This window comes from Flavobacterium sp. HTF, from assembly GCF_003105115.1.
Taxonomy (GTDB): Bacteria; Bacteroidota; Bacteroidia; order Flavobacteriales; family Flavobacteriaceae; genus Flavobacterium.
The window spans coordinates 23,339-41,520 of record NZ_QETH01000037.1; the positions used below are offsets into that span (position 1 = coordinate 23,339).

At 38.5% G+C, this 18,182-nt stretch carries 10 protein-coding genes; 5 read left to right on the forward strand and 5 right to left on the reverse strand.

Annotation, left to right across the window (positions count from 1 at the left end; translation table 11 throughout):
- Nucleotides 1-112: 112 nt before the first annotated feature.
- The 4 genes from DCO46_RS12640 to DCO46_RS12655 form a co-directional block, all read right to left on the reverse strand.
- The gene (locus DCO46_RS12640) at nucleotides 113-547 is read right to left on the reverse strand and encodes an META domain-containing protein (protein WP_116752889.1); all 435 of its coding nucleotides are present in this window, start codon (nucleotides 545-547) and stop codon (nucleotides 113-115) included.
- 108 nt (nucleotides 548-655) lie between these two features.
- Nucleotides 656-1,042: a DoxX family protein gene (locus DCO46_RS12645; protein ID WP_207784968.1), complete on the reverse strand. Its 387-nt coding sequence runs from the start codon at nucleotides 1,040-1,042 to the stop codon at nucleotides 656-658.
- Nucleotides 1,043-1,132: 90 nt separating this feature from the next.
- Complete coding sequence (locus DCO46_RS12650) at nucleotides 1,133-2,236, reverse strand: PepSY-associated TM helix domain-containing protein (RefSeq protein ID WP_243416307.1); 1,104 nt, start codon at nucleotides 2,234-2,236, stop codon at nucleotides 1,133-1,135.
- 57 nt (nucleotides 2,237-2,293) lie between these two features.
- Nucleotides 2,294-4,681 (reverse strand): TonB-dependent receptor, encoded by a 2,388-nt coding sequence (locus DCO46_RS12655; protein WP_116752890.1) that lies wholly within the window; start codon nucleotides 4,679-4,681, stop codon nucleotides 2,294-2,296.
- A 438-nt stretch (nucleotides 4,682-5,119) separates the two neighbouring features.
- On the opposite strand from DCO46_RS12655, the gene DCO46_RS12660 reads away from it, so the two are divergent.
- Genes DCO46_RS12660 through DCO46_RS12680 form a run of 5 tightly spaced genes read left to right on the forward strand, consistent with a single transcriptional unit; the run spans nucleotide 5,120 to nucleotide 16,339 of the window.
- Nucleotides 5,120-5,698, forward strand: coding sequence for a phage tail protein (locus DCO46_RS12660; RefSeq protein WP_116752891.1), 579 nt, complete (start codon nucleotides 5,120-5,122; stop codon nucleotides 5,696-5,698).
- Nucleotides 5,699-5,737: 39 nt separating this feature from the next.
- Nucleotides 5,738-6,328 carry a phage tail protein gene (locus DCO46_RS12665; RefSeq protein ID WP_116752892.1) on the forward strand — a complete coding sequence of 197 codons (591 nt, stop codon included), beginning with the start codon at nucleotides 5,738-5,740 and terminating at the stop codon, nucleotides 6,326-6,328.
- 58 nt (nucleotides 6,329-6,386) lie between these two features.
- The gene (locus DCO46_RS12670; RefSeq protein ID WP_116752893.1) at nucleotides 6,387-7,523 is read left to right on the forward strand and encodes an ABC transporter substrate-binding protein; all 1,137 of its coding nucleotides are present in this window, start codon (nucleotides 6,387-6,389) and stop codon (nucleotides 7,521-7,523) included.
- 14 nt (nucleotides 7,524-7,537) lie between these two features.
- The gene (locus DCO46_RS12675; RefSeq protein ID WP_165828934.1) at nucleotides 7,538-15,439 is read left to right on the forward strand and encodes a T9SS type A sorting domain-containing protein; all 7,902 of its coding nucleotides are present in this window, start codon (nucleotides 7,538-7,540) and stop codon (nucleotides 15,437-15,439) included.
- Nucleotides 15,440-15,493: 54 nt separating this feature from the next.
- On the forward strand, nucleotides 15,494-16,339 hold the full coding sequence (locus tag DCO46_RS12680; RefSeq protein ID WP_116752894.1) for an outer membrane beta-barrel protein: 846 nt from the start codon (nucleotides 15,494-15,496) through the stop codon (nucleotides 16,337-16,339).
- A gap of 105 nt (nucleotides 16,340-16,444) precedes the next feature.
- Here DCO46_RS12680 and DCO46_RS12685 read toward each other — a convergent pair whose 3' ends face one another.
- A complete protein-coding gene (locus DCO46_RS12685) occupies nucleotides 16,445-18,019 on the reverse strand; it encodes a Na+/H+ antiporter (protein ID WP_116752895.1) in 1,575 nt (524 codons plus the stop codon).
- Between the last annotated feature and the right edge of the window lie 163 nt (nucleotides 18,020-18,182).

The following is an 18,182-nucleotide window of genomic DNA, read 5'->3' on the forward strand; positions in this document are numbered from 1 at the left end:
CTGTATTTTATATGATTACGAACTGATTATTACAAAACTTCAACAGCATAAGGCACAAAAAAAAAGGGGACTGAATCATCAATCCCCCTTTTCTGATTTTTTAAATCAAATATTATTTAGCTACTTTTTTGAATCGCATCATCGGAACATCTACCATAATCAGATTCAGTTTTCCATCTTTATCAATAGAGTAACTTGTTGTTTTTTTGATTTGCTGTAAAAATTGCTGTTCTCCTCCTCCTTCACAAAACATCATTGTTGACGGACCCGGCTCTCCAAAAGTCAGCGATTTTCCGCTTAGCGTAAATGGTGCGCTGTATCCGTTGCAGCCATTGTTACCATATGCGTTTTTCTCTTTTTCATCAAAAGTAAGCTGTGGCTTTTTGTTCGGATATAATCCTTCAAAAGCAATTCTTGGACCCGAAATATATTCCAGTTCCCAGGTAGTGCCATAAATACCGGCGTCTCCTTTTGAATCTTTTGATGCCATACAGGAATTAAATAATAATGTTGAAATTGAAAGAATAGCGATTATATAATTTTTCATAAATGTCTTTTTAATATTAATAAAATGGTTCTCCTGAGATTAAAGTTACCTATAAAATTTTAAAAAGCATTTTTAAAATGATGATATTTAACATAAACTTTAAATCAGCTAGTCCCATTTATTGGTTGTAGAAACAGCATATTTTCCTGCACCTGTAAAGAACAATGCAATTGCTCCTAAGATATACAGCATCAGTAATTCGTTGGCATAACCTCCGTGATCACTAATAGAAAAAAGATCCTGAGCATGTGCAACGGCAATTGCCACAATACAGTTAACCGCAAAAACCAACGAAGCTATCTTAGTACGCCAGCCCAGCAAAATAGCCAATGGAGCCAAAACTTCACCAATATAAACGGCATATCCGATTGCACCCATATTTTCGGTTAAAAACGAAATTCCGTGCAGTATTTTTGCAACTCCGTGAAAAAGCATTAAACCTCCAATGCTAATACGTAGAACCAGTAATCCAATGTCTGTGTTTTTTGAAATCATAATAAAATTTTGTTTTGGTTTGTAATTAATTCAAAAATTAGGTTTGTCATTCAACTAAAATACAAATTTTTATTTTAAGAAAACCAAACGCTACGCTTTGGCTTTCTTCGACTTTTTCTTCCCTTTATTCCACCAAATCATAAATCCGGTTATGGGCAGCGATGCTCCAATCAAACTGACAATACTCCAGATTATTTTACCTCCCAGACCAAAGAAAGTTCCGGTATGCAAATCATGGTTGCTGGCTTCATAAACGTCTGCCGCATTATTATCCTTATAAAGTTTTGTTCGTAATAATTGTCCCGTTTTTCCATCAAAGAAAATTGTATTCTGATTTCTTGCCGTTGCCCATTTATTTGGGTAAATCATTCTCAACCGAAGTTCTCCGGTTTTGCGAACAGAAAATGATATGGAAGTTGCTCCCGGATATTTTGAGTTTGCCGTTTCATAAATAGCATTATATCGTTCGGGAATTGTAGTCGAGTCAATTTTTGCCGTATTTACTACAACTTCGTCTCCTTTTCTCAGTTTTGAACCTGTTACAAAACCGACTGCTTTTTTAGAGCCTTCAAATGCAAAATACGTTCCTGAAAAAGCGATCAGAAGTAAAAATATGGAAGCATAAAATCCTAAAACCTGATGCAGGTCATAATTGACTCTTTTAAAAGAACCGCTCCATTTTATTTTTAGCGATTGTCTGACTAACCTCATCTGATTCGGAAACCACAATATCAGTCCTGTTATCAGTATAATAAGGAAAATAACAACCGACCAGCCCTGGATAAATTCGCCAACTTCACCCAATAATAATGTACGGTGTATTTCTAAAACGGTATTGAGCCAGTCTGCTCCTTTTTGGTTAACCAGGCTTCCGTCATACGGATTAAAGTAAAACGTTTTTTTCTTTTTATTCGAAATCTGAACCGTAGCATTGGGTTCTTCTTTATTTATTTTGACTGCAGTAATCTTCTGTTTGGGTTCAAGCTTCTGGTAATTTTCGATTATAGGTTTAAGACCAACAAAGTCTTTTTGCTGAACAGGTACATGAAGGTATTCCTTTTGTGTAAAATCGCGGATTTCTTCTTCAAAAACATACAGAAATCCAGTTATGCTTACTATAAAAACAATGAGGCCCGATGCTAAACCGAGCCACAAATGTATTTGTCTTATTGCTTTTTTAAATCCTTTGGTCATAATGTAAAATAAATTCCAAATGTAGATAATATCGTGTGAAATGACTAACCTGAATTTTTAGAATTTCAATGTAATATTACCTGTAACCCTGGTCGGATTTTGCGCCGCTAAACGGTATGACCAGTATTTTTCATTGGTAAGGTTATCAACTTTTAATCCTAACCTGAATTTTGGTCTGTCATAAAACAGAGAGGCATCCAAAACGGTATAAGAAGGAATACTGAATTTAAAAGCTGTTGTATTGGTCTGATAGTATTCGCTGCCGTAAATTCCTCCAAAACCTACTCCAAGTCCTGAAAGTGATCCTTCAACCAATCTGTAACTTGCCCACAGGTTTGCTGTTCGTGGGGAACCGGCCGTTGTAGGACGTAAACCCTGAATAGTTGCATTTGCTTTGGTATATTCACTATCATTATAAGTATAACCTGCTACAATGTTTAGTCCACGAATAGGGTTTGCAATAAGTTCTGCTTCAAATCCCCTGCTAAGCTGTGTTCCGTCCTGAATCTGGAAACTACCACCTGTATTAATCGGGTCATCGCGGGTTATATTGGTCACTTTAATATCGTAATAACTTAAAGTAGCACTGATTTTATTAAAGTCAAATTTAACTCCCCCTTCTAACTGATTTGCTTCATTTGGTTTGAACGTATTTCCGTAAAAATCGGAACCGCTGACATTATTAAATCCGTTCATGTAATTTCCGAAAACAGAAACTTTTTCTTTAACAATCTGATAAACGGCTCCAAATCTTGGAGAAAATGCAGTCTGATTATAATTTCCGACAAGAGAATCTTTGCTTGGATAATAAACCCCTTTGTTAATGTAACGGTCTACCCTCACTCCTGCCATTACAATTAACTTATCGGTAATATTCAGTACATCCGATACATATGCGCTATACGTTCTTTCGTTATTTGATACAAAATTATTATACGTGGCTGCAGCTAACAACGGCTGTATTTTAGAAATATTGAAGTTGTTGTAAGCATCGCCGGGCTTTTTAAAGTTAATTGCCGGCATGTTTACCGTTGCATCATTACGGGTTGCACGAAGACTGTAAAAATCAAAACCAGCAACCACTCTGTTACGCAATTTTCCTATTTTAAAATCTCCATTAAAGTTTTGCTGAATGTCTGTACCGTAATAAGGATAATCCTGGTTTGTAACAGATTGTCTCAAAGTTTCATTACTCAGCATAGTCATTGCCACAACATTTCCTTCTGTGGATGATCTTGTGCGGGAAACAATTGTCTGAGAGGTCCATTCGTCTGATATTTTATATTTTAACTGTGCAAATATATTGTACTGCTGACCTGTATAATTTACAGTATTATTGGCAAAAGAAAGATCGTATGGAATTCCTAAATCTTCTATGCTGTGTGCTGTCGCATCGGCTTTGGTATAAGGCGCTAATCGTGTAGGCGAAGTTGCTTTTAGCGTGCTGAATTCAGCATCAATAAGCAACGTCAGCCTTTCGTTTACTTCATAAGAAAAACTTGGTGCAATAAAAAAGCTTTTATTGAAACCTGCATCCTGAAAACTTCTTTCACTGTGAAAAGCAGTATTAATTCTAAAAAGTGCCGTTTTGTCCTCATTAATTGGCGTATTTATATCGGCTGTAAAACGATTTAAATCCCAATCTCCTGTAGAATAAGAAACCTCGCCTTTAAAGTAATCAAAAGGTTTTTTGGTCACCCTGTTAAACAATCCTCCAAAAGAAGAAATGGTACTTCCAAACAAAGTTGCCGATGGGCCTTTGATTACCTCAATACGCTCTAAGTTTGCTGGGTCAATTGAGTTATAAGTAAAACTCCCTACTCCGTTTCTTACTAATTGCGGTGTTGCAAAACCTCTTGAAATATTAGTGGTTCTTCCCTGATTTCTAACCTCAGCAATACCTGCACCCGGAACATTTTTAAAAGCACTGTTATAATCTGTTATAACCTGCTCTTTCATAAGTTCCTTACTTACAATAGTATAAACCTGTGGATTTTCCATGTTTTTAAGTTTCATTTTAGAAACCTCTTCGCTCTCTTTTCTGGCAAAACGGTTTCCTCCGGAACTTACAATTACTTCTTCGAGTTTTTGGGAAGTATAGGTTAACTCGAAATCAAGCGTGACATTCGGATTGTTCTGATCAACTGTTACTGAAGCCGGAGAAGATTCGTAACCATTTCTGTTTACTTCTACTACGTAACTTCCAAAAGGAATATTTTTTAATTCGTATGATCCATCAGAATCAGTAGTTGCTTTTTTATTTAAATCGGTAATTTTTACTGTTGCGCCCTGTACAGAATTTCCGTCTTTTAAAAGGGCCTTACCCGAAATTGTTCCTGTGTTTGATTGAGAAAAAGCTGTTTCTGAGCAAAAAAAGACTGCAAAAAAAGCAAGCAATAGTTTTAATAAAGTATTGTTTTTAAATGCTTTAAAGGTTATTTTCATTTGAATTGTAATGGTTTATTCTTATTTAGACTGGATACAAATATAGAAATAAGTGTTAATTTTTAAAAATTGTAATAGTTAAAAAAAATATTCTTTAACAATATGTTAAAATATGCTATTCCTTTCATTTTGGAATTAAAAAGCAATTGTTCCCGGGACCTCCTTATTTCACTGATAGAATTAAAAAAAAGTATAGCCTCTTCTAAGTTGATAAACGCCTGAAAATTTATCCAAAACAGTAAAGAAGGAAAATTCTAACAAAATAAGCGTTAAAATCAGGTATAAATACTCTCCTACAAAATCAGGCCTTTAGCTATTTTTGATAAAGTATTTTATTACAAATAAGGCATACTCTGTGTCAAACTACCAAAATGACTTTATTATTTGTAAAAAAAGACTGAAAAATCCAATTAACAATTTAACCAAAAACAAACTATTATGGATGAAATAATGGGAACCATTAAAATTTTTGCTTTTTCTTTTGCGCCAAGGGACTGGGCGCTCTGTAATGGGCAACTCATCTCAATCTCACAAAATACCGCTCTTTTTTCATTAATAGGTACAACCTATGGCGGAAACGGGCAATCTACATTTGCTTTACCGGATTTAAGAGGCCGTACTATGGTTGGCGTTGGTCAGGGCACTGGTTTGCCAGTAATTGACTGGGGAGAAGTTGGCGGAACAGAGAGCAATACTTTAAATAATACCACTATGCCTCAACATATTCATGGTATTATTCCTTCAGATGTTGCAGTAAAAGTTAATGTCATTACAGGAGGTACAATAACTAACGAGGCTGATAATGGCGGTAATTCCTTTTCAAGTGGAGGATCAACAGCAAACATTTACAGCGAACCCGGAGGTTCTACTACTATAAGCAAAGTCGCAGGCGTAACGAATACTGTTTCGGGAAGCTCTTCTTTTATAGGAGGTAATATCCCTTTTTCTATCAGAAGTCCGTATCTGGCTATGAATCATTGCATATTGCTTTACGGCATTTTCCCTTCAAGAAATTAACAAACTCAAAAAATACTAATCACTAAAAATAAAATAACAATGGAAGAATATTTAGGAACTATAAAAGCATTTGCATTTGGTTTTTCTCCAAGAGGCTGGATGTTTTGTAATGGCCAGATTATATCAATTGCACAAAATACTGCATTATTTTCATTGCTCGGAACAGTTTATGGCGGAAACGGGCAAACCACATTTGGCTTACCTGATTTAAGAGGACGTAGTGTAGTGCATCCGGGAACAGGTCCAGGACTTTCAAATATAACTCAGGGAGAAATTGGCGGAACAGAAAATGTCACACTTACTCAAAACAATTTACCAATGCACGCACATGCTCTTGTAGCCGGAACCGGCGCAGGACAGGTTAATTTTTCTACAGTAATTAATGCTTTAGCAGGTGGTACTATAACTAATGAATCTGATAATGGTGGTAACTCATTTGCAAGTGGAGGATCTACAGCTACGATGTATAGCGAACCAGGCGGAACAGCTACACTTGTTGGCGGAGTGACAACAACTTTAACAGGAACTACTGCTATAGCCGGAGGGAGTATTCCTTTTAGTATAAGAGACCCGTATCTGGGTATTTACATGAGTATAGCTGTAGAGGGTATTTTCCCTTCAAGAAATTAATAAACTCATTATTCTGACAGAGGTAATTTATTTTACCTCTGTCTCTAAATTCAATTTTATGAATAACGAAATCAAAATAGGCATCTTAATTCCGAAATCACAGCAATATCCAACTATGGATAAAGAATTTATGAGAGGTTTTAAACTTAACAACCTCAATGTAAAATTCTTTGTAGAAAGTATTGGTATTGGTGCTGATGAAAAAATGATTATTGAAAAAATCCAGAAATTAAATTTTCAGGAAGATGTTTCTATAATTGTTGGCCTTTTTGGACATAATAATATGGTACAGGTTTATGAATATGCCTCAAAGAATGACATTTTTTTAATAGCCTCTGATCTTGGAGCCACGCTGCCTTATGGCGCTGCAACTCATAAAGGGGTTTATATTAATTCATTGGCTTTGACCGAATCCTGTTATCATTTGGGTAATTATCTGACGTCTAAAAATTATCAGAAAATTGCCTCTTCAACCTCTTATTATGATTCAGGCTACGGAATGTTATCAGCTATTGAACATGCTTTTAAAGAAGGCACAAATTTTTCAGGACACTATGTTACTCCTTTTGTTCCCAGAGAAGATGAGGCAGTACATATGAACCATTCTATTACAGCTCAGGAACCTGATGCTGTTTTTGCGTTCTATAGCGGATTATATGCTGAAGAAAATGCTGATTTTATTAATCAAAATAAGATCACACATCAATATCCATTTTTTGTTACTCCCTTTTTTATTAATGATAAAATCATTGAGCAATACAAACAAAATCCCCATGATTTATACGTCGTAGGATCGTGGATTCAAAATAACAGTGCAAATTCGGATTTTGATACTGAATACAAAAAAGCTTATTCAGAAAATCCGTCTTCATTTTCAATATTAGGATTTGAGAACGGACTTATATTAAAAAATGTCCTTTTGAATATTAAAAATGAAATTCAAATTAATGCATTAATAGACGAAGTAAACCAATTGAATATTGTCGGTCCAAGAGGAACAATTCAGTTTGACCAGGCGACCAACCGTACAATATTTAACCACTATATATACAAATTAAATTTAGATTCTTTAAGTAATATAAGCTTTAGCAAAATAGAGACATTAGTAAATGATGGACATTTTATCAAGGCTATTACTTCTTATAATGAGCCTGTCAAATCTGGTGGCTGGCAAAATGCTTACTTATGTCATTAACTAAAACACATGTTATGAAAAAAAAATTACTATTATTAATCATGCTTTTTTGTACCTTTTTTGTACACCAAAAAGCAAATTCCCAAGTCACTCTTAGTGCAGGAGATATAGCCTTTATTGGTTATAATACCAGTCCGTTAGATGGTTTTTCTTTTATTACTTTAAAAGCAATTCCAGCCGGGACTATAATCTATTTTACCGAACAGGGATGGAACGGAAATGCTGTAAACCCAACATGGGTATTAGGCAGTACTGAGCCTCATTTGATTTGGACAGTACCGTCATTAACCCCGGCAGGAACAATAGTTTCGCTAATGGAAACAGTAACCGGCGATACATTTACACTGGACGGAACAACAAATCTTGGTCTTGCACCGGGTTATACCACATTTAATCTTTCCGGCGGTGACCAAATTTTGGCGTATCAGTCTTCAACCGGCGTAAAACCTGTTTCTCCTGCATTGCCAACTTTTATTGCTGGTGTAAACGGTGATTATAACTCCGCTGATTATGATGCGACAACTACCTGGAACCTTCCGGGGACTACTGGTGGTAATTCAAGTGCTTTACCACTAGGTTTAACTAATGGAGTAAATTGTATTTCTTTATTTCCTGCTCCAGGGCCTGAAGTAGCCAATAGCAAACTAAAATCAAGTGTTACACTTGTTGGAACTTCTGCACAGGTATTGGCCACAATTAACAATCCTGCAAACTGGGATCATCAGGATAATGTTGCAGGAAATTATACAATAACACCTATCAGTTATCCTACTCCGGTTGTAACTGCAGCTTCACCTCCAACCGTTACCACAGATGTAGCAACAAATGTAGGGTCAGTAAAAGCTACTATGGGAGGAAAAATAACAGCAACTGGTGGAGATGCTACTATTGTTAATGGAATTGTTTGGGGAACAGCAACAGCTCCAACCATTTCCAATAATGTATTTCCACTTGGAACCGGAACAGCAGACTTTAGCGGGACGGTAGGATTATTTCCTCCTTCGACACTTATTTATTACAGAGCCTATGCTACAAATAGTGGCGGAACCGGTTATGGTGCTGAGTTTACCTTTACAACTGGCGCAGCTCTAAGTACTTCATCAACATCACAAACAAATGTATCTTGTAATGGTGGTGCAAATGGTACAGCAACAGTTGTTGCAACAGGTGGAAAAACCCCATATACATATTCATGGTCACCATCTGGTGGTACAGGTGCTACTGGTGTTAATCTGGTACAAGGAAGCTATACCGTAACAATTACGGATGGTGAAGCAACGCAAATCACACGAAATTTCACCATAACCCAACCAGCTCTTCTTAATCTTCTTACAGGAAATCAGACTAATGTTTCCTGCTTTTCAGGTGCTAATGGTACAGCAACTGTTGCTCCCGCAGGTGGAACACCGGGATACACTTATTCATGGTCACCGTCTGGCGGAACAAATGCTACTGCATCCGGTTTATCAATAGGTACTTATACTGTTACTGTAACGGATGCCAATTCTTGTCAGGCAACCAGATCTTTTACTATAACACAGCCAGGTACTGCTCTTGATGTCACTTCAGGATCTCAGACAAATGTTTCTTGTTTTTCAGGTACTAATGGTACAGCAACGGTTAACCCTAGCGGAGGTACTTTTCCTTATACCTATTCATGGTCTCCTTCAGGAGGAACAGCTGCCAGTGCTACAGGTTTAGCACAAGGAACTTATACGGTAACTGTGACGGATGCTAATGCTTGTCAGGCAACAAAAACATTTACAATATCACAGCCGGCATCAGCTCTTGTTGCAAGTGTCGGTTCTCAGACTAATATATCGTGTAATGGAGGCGTAAATGGTTCAGCTACAGTAAGTGTTTCAGGAGGAACACCTGGATATACTTATTCATGGTCTCCATCCGGAGGTACTGCTGCAACTGCAAACGGATTGTCTGCAGGAACTTATACGGTAACCGTGACCGATGCTAATGCCTGTCAGGCAACACAAAGTTTTACAATCACGCAACCACCTGTACTTGTAGCTTCACCCGTATCACAAACTAATATAGCTTGTAACGGAACCGCAACCGGAGAAGCTACAATAAGCGCAACCGGAGGAACTGGTTCATACACCTACTCATGGTCTCCATCCGGAGGAACTGCAGCATCTGCAACCGGATTGACAGCAGGAACCTATACTGTAACAGTTACTGATGCTAATTCATGTACTGCTACACAAAGTTTTACAATTACACAACCTCCAGTACTTTTTGCTTCTGCTGCAAGTCAGACAAATGTATCTTGTTTTAATGGAGCAAACGGAACTGCGACAGTAAGCGTTACCGGAGGAACACCAGGATATACGTATTCATGGTCTCCATCCGGAGGAACTACAGCATCTGCAACCGGATTGACAGCAGGAACGTATACCGTAACGGTGACCGATGCCAATTCATGTACAGCAACACAAAGTTTTACTATCACTGAACCAGCTGCAGCACTCACTGCATCAATAGGATCGCAAACAAATGTATCTTGTAATTCAGGAACAAACGGAACAGCTACAGTAAGTGTTGCCGGAGGAACGCCTGGATATACGTATTCATGGTCTCCTTCTGGAGGAACTGCAGCATCTGCATCTGGTCTTTCAGCTGGTACATATACGGTAACCGTAACGGATGCTAATGCTTGTCAGACGACACAAAGTTTTACCATCACAGAACCTTCTGTATTGGTAGCTACTCCTATATCACAAACGAATATAGCTTGTAACGGAGCCACAACTGGATCTGCCACAGTAAACGCTACCGGGGGAGCTGGATCCTATACTTATTCCTGGTCTCCTTCCGGAGGAACTGCAGCATCTGCAACCGGATTGGCAGCAGGAACTTATACCGTAACTGTTACCGATGCAAACAGTTGTTTTACAACACAAAGTTTTACAATAACTGAACCTGCGAGTGCTCTCGTAGCTTCAGATGGAGGTCAGACAAATGTTTCCTGTAATAATGGAGCAAATGGAACTGCTACAGTAAGTGTAACTGGCGGAACACCCGGATATACCTATTCATGGGCTCCTTCAGGAGGAACTTTAGCATCTGCAAACGGATTAACAGCAGGAACTTATACCGTAACTGTTACTGATGCAAACGGATGTACTGCAACACAGGCTTTTACCATCACAGAACCTGCTGCATTAGTAGCTTCTAATGGAGGTCAGACAAATGTTTCTTGTAATGGAGGAACAAACGCAACTGCTACAGTAAGCGTAACCGGAGGAACAACAGGATACACTTATTCATGGTCTCCTTCAGGAGGAACTTCGGCATCTGCAAGCGGACTTTCTGCCGGAACTTATACCGTTACAGTTACAGACGCTAATGCTTGCCAGACAACACAAAGTTTTACAATAACTGAACCTGCTACATTAGTAGCTTCAAATGGAGGTCAGACAAATGTATCTTGTAATTCAGGTACTAATGGAACAGCTACAGTAAGTGTTACCGGAGGAACTGCCGGATATACCTATTTATGGTCGCCAGCGGGAGGAACTGCTGATACCGCAACCGGACTTACAGCAGGAACTTACACTGTAACAGTTACAGATGCAAACGGATGTTCTGCTACACAAAGTTTTACAATCACAGAGCCTTCTGCACTTATAGCTACACCTATATCACAAACTAATGTAGCTTGTAATGGGACTGCAACGGGATCTGCTACAGTAAGCGCTACCGGAGGAACAGGTGCATATACCTATTCATGGGCTCCTTCTGGCGGAACTGCTGATACAGCAACTGGTCTTACAGCAGGAACTTATACCGTAACGGTTACTGATGCAAACGGATGTACTGCAACACAAAGCTTTACAATAACTGAACCTACAGCTCTTATTGCATCAGCTACAGGACAAACTAATGTTTCTTGTAATGGAGGAGCAAACGGAACTGCTACAGTAAGTGCAACTGGCGGAACACCGGGATATACGTATTCATGGGCTCCTTCAGGTGGAACTGCAGCATCTGCAAACGGATTGTCTGCAGGAACTTATACAGTAACAGTAACAGATGCCAATGGTTGTTCTGCAACACAAAGCTTTACAATTTCAGAACCTGCAGCACTGGTTGCCACTGGTTCACAAACAGATGTTTCTTGTAATGGAGGATCTAATGCAACTGCTACGGTAACTGTTACCGGAGGAACAGGTGCATATACTTATTCATGGGCACCTTTTGGAGGAAATTCTGCTACTGCAACCGGGCTTTCTATCGGAACTTATACAGTTATAGTTACAGACGCTAATTCTTGTCAGACGACACAAAGTTTTACAATCACAGAACCTGCTCCATTAGTAGCTTCTATGGGATTGCAAACTAATGTTTCCTGTAATGGAGGAGCAAACGGAACTGCTACAGTCAATGTAACTGGCGGAACTGCCGGATACACTTATTCATGGTCGCCTTCAGGCGGAACTGCTGATACCGCAACCGGACTTACAGCAGGAACTTACACTGTAGCAGTTACAGATGCAAACGGATGTTTTACAACACAAAGTTTTACAATCACAGAGCCTTCTGTACTTATAGCTTCTCCTTTAGCACAAACTAATGTAGCCTGTAACGGAGCTGCAACAGGATCGGCAGCAATTACAGCAACTGGGGGAACAGGCGGATATACATACTCATGGTCTCCATCAGGGGGAACAGCCGATACAGCTTCAGGATTAACTGCCGGAACTTATACCGTAACGGTTACAGATGCAAACGGTTGTTTTGCAACACAAAGTTTTACAATAACGGAACCTACAGCGATTATTACTTCAGTAAGTTCACAAACAAATGTTTCCTGTAATGGAGGAGCAAACGCAACTGCTACAATTGTTGCAACCGGAGGAACACCTGGATATACCTATTCATGGGCACCATCTGGAGGAACTGCAGATACAGCAACAGGGCTTTCTGCCGGAACTTATACCGTAACAGTAACAGATGCCAACGGTTGTTCTGCAACACAAAGCGTAGTAATCACAGAGCCTGCAATAATTATTACTTCTGTAAGTTCACAAACAAATGTTTCTTGTAATTCAGGATCAAATGGATCAGCTACAGTAAGTGCAACTGGCGGAACACCAGGATATACCTATTCATGGGCACCATTTGGCGGAACTGCTGATACAGCAACCGGACTTTCTGCCGGAACTTATACCGTAACCATAACAGATGCAAACGGATGTTCTGCAACACAAAGCCTTACTATTACAGAACCTAATGTACTTGTAGCTTCTAACGGAGGTCAGACAAATGTTTCTTGTAATGGAGGAACAAACGCAACTGCGACAGTAGTTGTAACTGGGGGAACAACAGGATATACTTATTCATGGGCACCGTTTGGCGGAACTGCTGATACAGCAACAGGACTTGCTGCCGGAACTTATACGGTAACAGTAACAGATGCAAATGGTTGTACTGCAACACAAAGTTTTACAATAACAGAACCTACAGCAATTGTAGCATCTGCAACATCAATTACAGATGTTAGTTGTAATGGAGGAGCTAATGGATCTGCAACAGTAAGCGCTACCGGAGGAACAGGTGGATATACCTATTCATGGTCTCCGTCAGGCGGAAATTCAGATACAGCTTCCGGATTAACTGCGGGAACTTACACAGCAACAGTAACAGATGCTAATGGTTGTTCTGCAACACAAACTTTCGTCATCAATCAGCCTGCTGCACTTGTTACTTCTGCATTATCACAAACTGATATCACTTGTAATGGTGGTGCAAACGGATCTGCAACAGTAACTGCAAGTGGTGGTACCGGAGCTTATACTTATTCGTGGTCGCCATCTGGTGGAACTACTGATACAGCTACTGGATTAACTGCCGGAACTTATACGGCTACAGTAACAGATGCAAACGGATGTTCTGCAACACAAACTTTTGTTATCAGTCAGCCTAATGCACTTTCTGTTTCTGTAAATGTGCTGACAAATGTATCTTGTAATTCAGGATCAGATGCAGCTGCTACAGCAGTTGTAACTGGAGGAACTGGTGTTTACACTTACTCATGGTCACCATCTGGAGGAACTGCAGATACTGCAAACGGACTTTCAGCCGGAACATATACAGTTACGGTAACAGATGCAAATGGTTGTACAGCAAGTGAAACTTTCACTATTAATGAGCCTACGGCAATTACTGCAACAATTACACAAACAAACGTTACCTGTAATGGAGGTAATGACGGATCTGCAACTATTAACGTAACAGGTGGTTCAGGAAGCTATACTTATGTGTGGTCACCTGCAGGGGGAACTGCAGATACAGCAACAGGACTTTCTGCCGGAACATATAGTGTGACAGTAACAGATGCAAACGGATGTTCATTAACGCAAACAGTAACAATTATAACTACTCCGGATAATAATGCTCCGATACCAACTGTTGCAAACCTTCCGGTTATTAATGGGTATTGTTCTGTTTTATCTGCTGAAATAGCTATTCCTACTGCAACTGATAATTGTGTCGGAACTATTAACGGAACTACATCTTCACCATTAAATTATACAACTGAGGGTACTTATGTTATCACATGGAGTTATAATGATGGAAATGGAAATACAACAACTCAAAATCAAACTGTGAATGTTCTTGCTTCACCATTAAGTGCCGTAACTTTCAGTGATGCTGACTTTACTTTTGATGGAAGCGTGCACACCATTCAGGTTGCTAATCTTCCGGTTGGAGCAAATGTTTCCTACACTACAACACCAGCGAGCGGAAGCTTAAATGGTGCAACAAATGCAGGTAGTTATACTATTACAGCAATTGTTAATCCGTCAACAGCGGCGCCAAATTGTTCGCCAGTTACTTTGACAGCAAACCTTACTATTGATAAAGCAGCACAACAAATTACTTTTGATGCCATACCTGTAAAAGTGCTTGGTACAAATAATACTTTTGATTTAGATGCTACTTCAAGTTCAGGGTTGCCTGTTCGTTATTCTTTCACATACACTTCTGCCCTTCCTCCGGCTACAGTTTCAGCTGCAGGTCAGGTAAATATGTTAAGAACCGGACAAGGTATTGTAACTGCACACCAGGATGGTGATAACAATTATCTACCAGCTGCAACTGTTTCGCAGATTCTGACTATCATGAACAACAATGCTGATATTACAAAACTTACTATCGGTGGTGTCGTTTATAACAATCCTCCAAAACAAATTATTCATTTGATGTTGTGCGGAGAAAACAGTATCAATATTACTTCTTTAAATGATACAAATGCGACTATCAGTCCATCTGCTAATTTTACGCTTCCGTTACCAAGACCGGGGATTTACAATCAGACGATTACAGTAACTTCACAAGACGGATCGGTAGTTAACAAATACAATATTACCATTATAAAACCATTTAGTTTCTATGATATAGTGCGCCAGAAATTCAATAATGTCTTACTGGTAAACAACAATCCGCAAACAAATGGAGGTTATGATTTTGTTGCCTACGAATGGTTCAAAAACGGTCAGTCAATTGGTACAGGTCAATATTATTCAGCCGGGAACAGTACAAATAACCTTTTGGATCCTGCTGCCGATTATATGGTAAAATTAACTACCAGAGATGGAAAAGTACTTCAGACTTGTTCAGATAAAGTGACATTACAAAACACTCTTGAGGCGAAACTTTATCCGAATCCAACAGAAGCTGGAAAAGTAGTAACTGTTGAAGCTGATTTCCCTGAAGATCAATTAAAAGATATGCAGATAAGCTTATACTCTGTTTCCGGTCAATTAATCAAAACACTGAAATCATCAACAGTAAAAACTGAAGTTCAGTTACCGGATAGCACAGATGGCAATATGTATGTTGTTGTAATTGAAACAGCAGACTTTAAAAAATCTCTAAAAGTAATTGTAAAATAAATAAAATCTGCCAACGCTGTCTTTTGATTGCGTTGGCATAAAATAATTTTTAAGATGAAAAAATATACAATAAACTATATAGCATCATTATCAATGATTACTATACTTTTAGGCTGCTTAAACAGTTATGGTCAGGATAAAAAGCATGAATTCTCTGTTGCCGTTGGCGGTCCTTTTTCATACATCGATGCTGAAACTGCCGGTAAAATTGTAGAAGGAAACGGATTCAATGCCGGACTTCGTTATTCTTATTATCTAAACGAAGGTTTAAGTATCGGAATCGGAGCAGAATACCAATCTTATAATTCTGATGTAAGTATCCAGGCATTGTATGGAAGATACATGACTGTAGATGAAGATGGTGAAAATTTTCAATTTAGATACAGAGCAACAAATTTAAGAGAAGAGCAAAAATTAGGATACATCAACATTCCTCTTCATATTCAGTTTGAAACTCCCGGAACGACAAAATTCTATATTGCTGCCGGCGCCAAAGTAGGATTTGCCATAAACGGCAGCTACGACTCCAGTATACAAAATCTAACTACAAGCGGATACTATCCGCAATATAATGTAGAATTATTTGCTCCTACTTTTGCCGGATTTGCGAGTACAAATGATGTAAGAAGCGGTAAGCAGGATCTTGATACAGACGTTTCGTATTCTGCTACCATTGAAACCGGTGTAAAACAATTACTGGGTGATAAAAACTCCGTTTACATTGGTCTTTACCTTGATTATGGTCTCAACAATATTTACGACAACGAAAAGAAACCTTTAATAGAATATAATGCTGAAATCCCGGTACAGCTGCAACAAAACAGTGTATTAGATTCACCATTCGCCCATAACGTAAGATTAGTTTCTTACGGACTTAAATTAAGATTTGCAATTCGTTAATTATTATTTGGTTAAATTATTCTTAGATTCATTAAAACCAGTAAAGTACTCTTTACTGGTTTTTTTATATAATTCTAATCACTTTTTTTTATGTTGCGGTTTACATTAGATATACCGTAATCGCTCCTCTTCCAGATCCAGATATTGCAATTGCTTTCTAATAATTTCTTCATTCAGGGTTTCCTCTTCCTTGTTTTTATTTAAAAGCCAAATCCTTTGTTCGCTCAATATTTCTAAATAAACTACTTTACATTCTTCTGCCATTGTCGCATCATTAGCCATTTTTTTGTTGTCTTCCCATTTGCGGGCCAACTGTTGCAAAGAAGGTTGTTTTTCAAGCAATTCACTATAATTGGAATGTAAATGTTCTAAAGCTTTTTCTGCCAGCTGCTGACGAATCAGAAGTTCTGTTTCTTCTTCAGGAGCCACCTGATCGGGATCAGACATGTTTATTTTCTTAATTAAAAAAGGAAGCGTTATTCCCTGAATCAGTAAAGTCAGCAGAATAACAACAAAAGTGATAAAGAGAATTAAATTTCGCTGCGGAAATGGATTTCCATTATCAAGATGTAACGGAATAGACAAGGCAGCCGCAAGCGAAACTACTCCGCGCATGCCCGACCAGCCAATTAACAACGGAACCTTGTACCCCGGATGCCTTCTGTCTGCCACTTTGATAAAATTACGGGCAATCAGCGTTACCACTACCGCACCATAAGCCGATATAATTCTGGCTACAACCAGTACAACCGTAACCAATACCCCGTAACCAATTGCTGATGAAAGACTCACATCTCCCAAACCTTCTGTAATTTCGGGTAAATCCAGTCCGATTAATAAAAATACAATTCCGTTTAGAACAAAACAGAAACTTTCCCAGACATTTAAACTTCTTATGCGTGAGCGGCTATCAAGAAAGCTATGTCTTTTATAGGATAAAAATAAACCCCCACTCACAACAGCAAGAACACCGGAACTGTGTACTTCTTCAGCACCAATATACATTAAGTAAGGAGCGAGAAATGTCAAAGCAATATCGATGTTAGAATCTGTTGGCAAATATTTATGCGCTTTCATGAAAATTAAACCAATAAGTAAACCAATTCCAACACCGCCAATTAACATCCAGCTAAAGCTCATAGCGGCTTCGTACCAAATAAACTGACCTGTTGCAACGGCAATCATGGCAAAACGAAAAATAATCAGTGAAGAAGCGTCATTCAGCAGACTTTCTCCCTCTAAAATAGAAGAAAGCCTTTTCGGAACTTTTACAAATTTCAGGATAGCACCCGCACTTACGGCATCCGGAGGAGAAACAATTCCACCCAATAAAAAGCCTAAAGCCAGTGAAAATCCAGGAATAAAATGGTTGGCTGCAAAAGCCACAGACAAAGCCGTAAGGAATACAACCACAAAGGCAAAACTACTAATGATACGCCTCCATCGCCAGAGTTCCTTCCATGAAATCGTCCATGAAGCTTCATACAATAAAGGCGGAAGAAAAATGATAAAAAGTAATTCGGGCTCAATATGAAGAATCGGAACTCCGGGAATAAAACTGATTCCCAGTCCGGCTAAAACTAATAATACAGGATAGGTCACTTTTATTTTGTTGGCCAGCATAATCAGAAATAAGATGACAACAATAAGTGCTAAATAAAATGGGAAATTTTCAATCATTTTTGGTCTGCTTAGTTAATTATGAGTAAAGATATACAATTGATATATTTAGTTTTTTTGTTTTTTATAAATTATAGATCCTGGACAGTAACACAGATAAAACGGATTCGCTTTCGCGAAAGCGCGGATGGCACGGATTTTTTACTTTCATAAAAAAAGAAAT